The sequence below is a fragment of the Raoultella sp. genome (genome assembly GCF_039594335.1).
Classification (GTDB): domain Bacteria; phylum Pseudomonadota; class Gammaproteobacteria; order Enterobacterales; family Enterobacteriaceae; genus Klebsiella.
In genome coordinates, this window is sequence record NZ_JBCNNS010000181.1 from 1 (window position 1) to 6,493 (window position 6,493).

Sequence of the window (6,493 nt, forward strand, 5' to 3'; positions counted from 1 at the left end):
GTGAGCAAGTTTAGGCGTCATATCGTTATTTTTCGTGACAGAGAATGGGCCGTGGCTATTTATAGCGTATCCGCCATATTGTCAGAATGGTTCACTGAAAAATTTACGAAAAATTACGTAGAGTAACCCTGTTACTTCACACTCTTGATTTGCGCAGTTAAATATAAGAGAAAAGGTGAGCGTCGCTTGTTAATAAATTATTTCACCATGAAACAATATTTCGCGAGTGCATATTAAGACGCATCTGATGTTAATTGCCGTATTCTGTGCACAGAAAGTGAAAGATCCTCATCATCCGGCCATTGCGTGCTGGGGGCGGCGTCCAGTACTTTGTCCGCTCAAGGTTCCTGTGAGGCAAGCTTATGCATCTCGATTTTCGCCAGCTGCGCAATTTTGTCGCGTTGGTTGAATACGGTAGTTTTCACCGTGCCGCCGAGGCGGTATGCCTGTCGCAATCCGCCTTCAGCCGCAGTATTCAGTCGCTGGAGCAGAGCGTCGGCCATCCCTTATTCGACCGGCAGAATAAGCAGCCGACGCTGACGCGGCATGGACAAAAGCTGCTGCCCTACGCCCGCCGCTTCCAGGAGCTAAACATTGAACTGAGCAGCTTGCTGGGGGAAACGGACGATAGCGAAAATGGCGAAGTGGCGTTCGGTTGCGGCCCGGCGCCCTCGGCGCGTCTGATCCCGGCGGCGATCGGTGAGCTTCACCGTCGTCTACCGCGGGCGAGGGTGCGTTTTCAGGTCGATAACTGGTTTGCCCTGCATCACGCGCTGACAACCCAGCAGTTTCCCTTCGTGGTGGCCGACAGCTGGCATGCGGAGCTGGATCCACAGCTGCGGGTACAGCCGCTCAGTCCGCAGCGCTGTTTCTTCATCTGCCATGCCGACCATCCCCTGGCTCAGAAGGGGCCGGTTGCCATTGAGGAGATGCTGCGCTACCCCTTTGCCGCGCCGTACCTGCCGCCGGGGGTGAGAAAAGTGCTGGCGACGCTCAGCCAGCAGCAGGATTTCACCCCGGCGATTCAGTGCGATCACATCTACGCTTTGCTGTCGACGCTGGCGGACACGCGGGCAATAAGCTTTGCCAGTGAAGATGGCTTTGCCCTGTGCCAGCACAGCCATCGCCTGGTGAAACTGGAGCTCAGCAACCTTCCGGAAGAGTGGCGACTGATGCAGACCCGCTTTGCGGTGATCTCGCCGGTTCATGCCGCGCTTTCGCCGCTGGTCGCCCGGTTTATCGATATTATCCTGCATACCGACCGCCAGCAGCAGATCCAGCTGCTGGCGCGGGAGGAGGGGGTTTAGCCGGCGTTCGCTGCCTGACCCTGGCTATCGTACTGCGGCCAGTGGTTTTCCAGCTGCAGGGTTTTCAGCGCCTGTTCGACAAACTGACCGTCTGCCCACTGCGTCACCGCAAAGGCATTGCGAGTCAGGCGGCCCGCTTTGGCCTGCTCAACGCTGCTGCTGAAGCTGTCGGCCAGGAAGGGGTCGATGCGCGGCGAAGTGCTGAAGTTGAGATCCTGCGGTTGCAGATCCTCAAGGAACAGCGCCTGTGGGATTTGGCTCTGCTGCGCCATCTCTGCCGACCAGGCCTCGCGATTAGCCGGGTCGCTGATTTCCGCCGCGTTTTTCACCAGCACATCGATAATTTGCTGGGTGGCCTGTGGCCAGGCCTGAATAAAGTCCTGGGTTCCGAGAAAACCCGCCTGGGTCGTACTTTGCCGTCCTGAATCACCGCTTTTTACCACCACGTCAATCTTATCGCCGCGCAGCGCCAGCAGCGAGACGCCGCCCCACACCGCATCAACACGACCGGCGGCCAGCGCCGCTTTCCCGGCGCTCCAGTCCAGATTAATGACCTGCATATTGCGTTCGCTAAGCCCGACGGTTTGCAACGCGCGATCGAAGGCCAGTTGGTCTGCGGTACCGCGATAGACCGCTACGCGTTTCCCTCGCAGATCTGTCAGTTGTTTAATACCCGAAGCTCTGGTGACCGCGAGGTACGATTCCGAGCCGCGGCTGCCCAGCAGCAGACGGGTCGGCAGACCGTTGGCCTTACCGATAATCGCCGCCAGATCGCCGAGATAGACAAAATCAAGCTGCCGGTTGGCCAGCGCTTCGTTCACCGCCGGGCCAGCCCCCTTAAAGAACTGCCACTGTACCTCCACGCCCTGCGGTTTAAACACCGCCTCCAGCTGATGACGGATAAAGGCCATCCCGACCGGCCCTTCAATAAACGGTTTGCTGCCGGCGCTTTGATCCGGCACGCCAATGCGAATGGTGCGCAGGCTCTCAGCCTGGGCGTTGGCGAGCAGGATGACGATGGCGACCAGCGCCAGCGCCGTACGGGTAAAAATAGCTTTCATCATTGGTAGTGACTCCCTGAGTTTTTTCTCACCCTAAAGAGGCTCACCGCGTGCTGTTAAATACTTTTATTCGCAGAGCAAAGGTAAAAATAAGCTAAATCAGGGCCCGCCTGTCCGTCAGGCTGAGATGCATTTGTTGCATCGGGATTATTCACCAAACGCAATGACGACAGATGCTGAGGACGGTTTTATAGGGTGATGACTTCACTCAAAACGGACCACTATGTCGCAGATGATCTTGAAAAGACGCAGGCCCTCCTGGCCGGCTATCAGGCTAAATGGCTGGCCCTTGCTGCTGCCGGCGCTGATCGCGCTGCTGTGGCACACCGCCGCCGTAGAGCGCTGGATGCCGGAGCAAATCCTGCCCGCCCCGGCGGTCGTCGCCGGGACCGCGATGTCGCTCCTCAGCGGCGATCTGCTGGCGCAATGGGGGTTTAGCCTTCAGCACCTGGCTGTCGGGCTGCTGCTGGGGGCGGCGGCGGGTACTCTGCTGGGGGCTTTATTTGGTCTTGTACCAGCCGCGGCTCAGCGCGGAGAACCGCTATTTTATGCCCTGGCGCAGATCCCCACCCTGGGCTGGATCCCGCTGTTTATGGTGCTGTTTGGCATCGATAACGGCCTGAAGCTGGCGGTTATCGTCAAAACCACTCTTGTCCCGATGACCATCCACACCCAGCTGGCGGTCACCAGCATCTCGTCAGCGCTAGGGGAAGCGGCGCAGGTGATGAATTTTTCCCGCTGGCAGCGGCTGCGCTGGCTGGTTATTCCCGCGAGCCTGCCGGGCTGGTTTACCGGCCTGCGGCTGGCGCTATCTCAGGCCTGGGTGTCGCTGATTGTTGTCGAGCTGCTGGCATCGTCTGAAGGGATCGGCTACCTGATGGTCTGGGGCCGCCAGCTGTTTCAGCTGGATATTGTCTTCGTCACTATCGTGGTGGTGGGGCTGAGTGGGTTGATCATGGAGTGGGCAACCAACCGGGTCTATGCCCGGCTGGTCTTCTGGCCGCAGGCCGCTACCGGGCGGCTGACCTGGAAGCCTCAGGCCAGCTGGCATGCCTGCCAGCTACCGCTGATCCTGCTGGTGTTATGGCAGTTGGCCAGCCATCGGGGCTGGATCGACAGCACATTATTTTCTTCGCCGCTGGCGGTGGCGCAGCGCTTTATGGCCGGAGCGGCCAGCGGGGAACTGCCCGCCGCGATGCTGGCCAGTCTGGAGAGGGCCTTTACCGGCGGCGTGCTGGGGATCGCTATCGGGTTGTTATGCGGGTTGCTGCTGGCCCTGCGCCCGCGCGCCGGGCAGATATTTACGCCGACGCTGAACGTTCTGCGCCATATCGCGCTCTTTGCCTGGCTGCCGCTGCTGACAGCGTGGGTGGGTAACGATAACGGCGGCAAAATCGTGTTTATCGCTCTGGCTTCTTTCTTCCCGATGTTTTTCAGCACCTTGCAGGCGGTCAGCCAGCGCGATCCGCAACTCGATGAAGTGGCGAAGGTGCTGCGCTTTACTCCGCTGATCCGTCTGCTGGCGCTGATTTTACCGGGGGCGGCGCCGGGCATATTTGCCGGTCTGCGCCTGGCGTTGATTTATGCGTGGCTGGGCAACATTGGCGCGGAATATTTCATGTCCTCCGGGACCGGTATCGGCAGTCTGATGATCAATGCCCAGCAGTTGCTGGATATGCCGACCATTCTCTGCGGCATGGTGCTGATTGGTATCACCGGTGCGGCGCTGGATAAAGCCGGACGTTTACTGGAATCTCGCGCCACCCGCTGGCGCCAACAGGAGCAACTATGACCACCTCGACCCTGGTCTCTTTTCGCCATGTGCGCAAATCCTGGCAACAGGTGACGGCACTACAAAACTTCAGCCTCGATATCGCCGCTGGCGAGTTGGTGGTGCTGGTGGGCAGCAGCGGCTGCGGCAAATCCACGCTGCTGCGGATGTTGATTGGCCTTGAGCCGGTGACGCAGGGGGAAATTTGCATCAACGGCGAACCGGTTCGCGGCGTGGGCAAAGAGCGCGGCATCGTCTTTCAAGAGCCGCGGCTGTTTCCGTGGCTGACGGTGATCGACAACGTGATACTGGGCCTCGCGGATGAAAAGCTGAGCCGCGGGGTGAAGCGCCAGCGCGCGCTGGCGATGCTGGAGCGCGTACAGCTACAAGAGTTTGCCCATGCGCTGCCCGCCCGACTTTCCGGCGGTATGGCCCAGCGTGTCGCGATTGCCCGCGGGCTGATCGCCAGACCGCAAATTCTGATGCTTGATGAGCCTTTCGGCGCGCTGGATGCCCTGACGCGGCATACCCTGCAGCAGGAGCTGCTGCATATTCATCGCAGCACGGGGACCACCACGTTGCTGGTCACCCATGATGTGGAAGAGGCGGTGGCGCTGGCCGATCGGGTGGTGGTGCTCTCTCCCCGTCCAGGACGGATTCGCGAGGTGGTGACGCTGGCGTTACCCCATCCGCGGCAGCGCGATGATGAGTCGTTCTCCGCCGCCTGCCGCCAGATTCGTAACTTGATTACTTGTGCCTGATTTGACTATTTAAGGAGTGACAACATGGGACATCCTTCCGTCTACCCGACCGGCGCCACGCTTTACGATCCGCAGCGCGCATGGAGCGGCTATACCGTTTTTCAGGCCACCGAGCGCGGGGCGATTCTGGTCGATATGAATGGCAACGTGGTCCGTGAATGGCCCGAATTGCACGGTTTTCCGAATAAGATCCTACCCGGCGGAACGATTCTTGGCCACAGCGGCGAACGCGATCCCCGCTACGGCATGCAGGATATGCTTGACCTGATTCAGGTGGACTGGGAAGGCAATATTACCTGGAAATTTGACCGCTATGAACAGGTGAGCGACCCGGGTCATGCGCCGCGCTGGATGGCGCGCGCGCACCACGATTATCAGCGTGCCGGGAATCCGGTGGGCTATTACGCTCCGGGGCTGGAGCCGCAGGTTGATGGCGGCAACACCTTAATTCTGGCCCACACCAACCTGGTGAACGAAGCGATTTCCGACAAGCTGCTGCTCGATGACACCATCATTGAGGTTGACTGGCAGGGCAATGTGGTGTGGGAATGGCGCTGCAGCGATCATTTCCACGAGCTGGGTTTTGACGACGCGGCGCGCGCGGCGCTGCGCAATAACCCCAATATGCGTGCCAGCGGTGGGGGGATGGGCGACTGGATGCACATCAACTCCATGTCGGCGCTGGGACCGAACAAATGGTATGACGCTGGAGATAGGCGTTTCCATCCTGACAACATCATTTGGGATGCCCGCGAATCCAACATTATCGCCATTATCGATAAACAGAGCGGCAAGATCGTCTGGCAGCTCGGCCCAGACTACAGCAAACCGGAGCTCAAGCACATCGGCTGGATTATCGGTCAGCACCATGCGCATATGATCCCCCATGGATTACCGGGGGCGGGCAATATTCTGATCTTCGATAACGGCGGCTGGGCTGGGTACGGCGCCCCCAACCCGGCGTCGGCGGACGGGGTGAAAAACGCCTGGCGCGACTATTCGCGGATCCTTGAGATCAACCCAGTGACGCTCAATATCGAATGGCGCTACTCGCCGTATGAGGCGGATCTCCCGCAGCCAACCGACTCGTATCGGTTCTATAGCCCGTATATCAGCAACATGCAGCGCCTGGAAAACGGCAATACCCTCATCAACGAAGGTTCCAACGGCCGCATTTTTGAAGTGACCCGCGATCATGAAATTGTCTGGGAGTATATTTCGCCATTCTGGGGCAAGACGTTGAATAACAATATGGTCTACCGGGCCTACCGTATTCCGTATGCCTGGATCCCGCAGCTGACGCAGCCGTCCGAAGTCCCGATTGCGGCGGTTGACGTGCGGACTTTACGTCAGCCCGGCGCCGCAGCGGCTGGTCCGGCGCAGAGCGTGGTGCGTGTTGCCGGTGTGCGACCCTACAGTAAAAGCGCCGATGCGCTGTGCGTGGCGACCGATAACGATACCCTGCGTCGCAGTCCGAAACTGTTCCGCGTGGCGGAGAGCCGGTTCACACCGCTGAGTGCAGAAAGCGAGCTACAGAGCGCGTCTGCGCTGCTGCTGTTCGTTGGCGCTGAACGCTGCGTCCACTGCCGTAAG

Annotated in this window: 5 protein-coding genes; 4 read left to right on the forward strand and 1 reads right to left on the reverse strand. The window is 59.4% G+C overall.

Going from position 1 to position 6,493, the window contains the following annotated elements; genetic code table 11:
* Window positions 1-362: 362 nt before the first annotated feature.
* On the forward strand, window positions 363-1,307 hold the full coding sequence (locus ACZAHD_RS20555; protein WP_462458405.1) for a LysR family transcriptional regulator: 945 nt from the start codon (window positions 363-365) through the stop codon (window positions 1,305-1,307).
* Here ACZAHD_RS20555 and ACZAHD_RS20560 read toward each other — a convergent pair.
* A complete protein-coding gene (locus ACZAHD_RS20560) occupies window positions 1,304-2,371 on the reverse strand; it encodes an ABC transporter substrate-binding protein (protein ID WP_462458406.1) in 1,068 nt (355 codons plus the stop codon). The genes ACZAHD_RS20555 and ACZAHD_RS20560 overlap by 4 nt on opposite strands.
* 220 nt (window positions 2,372-2,591) lie before the next feature.
* Here ACZAHD_RS20560 and ACZAHD_RS20565 point away from each other — a divergent pair, with 220 nt between their 5' ends.
* From ACZAHD_RS20565 to ACZAHD_RS20575, 3 genes are all read left to right on the forward strand, one after another.
* Window positions 2,592-4,160, forward strand: a complete 1,569-nt coding sequence (locus ACZAHD_RS20565; RefSeq protein ID WP_462458407.1) for an ABC transporter permease — start codon at window positions 2,592-2,594, stop codon at window positions 4,158-4,160.
* Complete coding sequence (locus ACZAHD_RS20570) at window positions 4,157-4,900, forward strand: ABC transporter ATP-binding protein (protein ID WP_462458408.1); 744 nt, start codon at window positions 4,157-4,159, stop codon at window positions 4,898-4,900. The genes ACZAHD_RS20565 and ACZAHD_RS20570 overlap by 4 nt, the downstream gene beginning before the upstream one ends.
* A gap of 24 nt (window positions 4,901-4,924) precedes the next feature.
* The coding region (locus ACZAHD_RS20575) for an aryl-sulfate sulfotransferase (RefSeq protein ID WP_462458409.1) at window positions 4,925-6,493 on the forward strand (1,569 nt) is incomplete at its 3' end.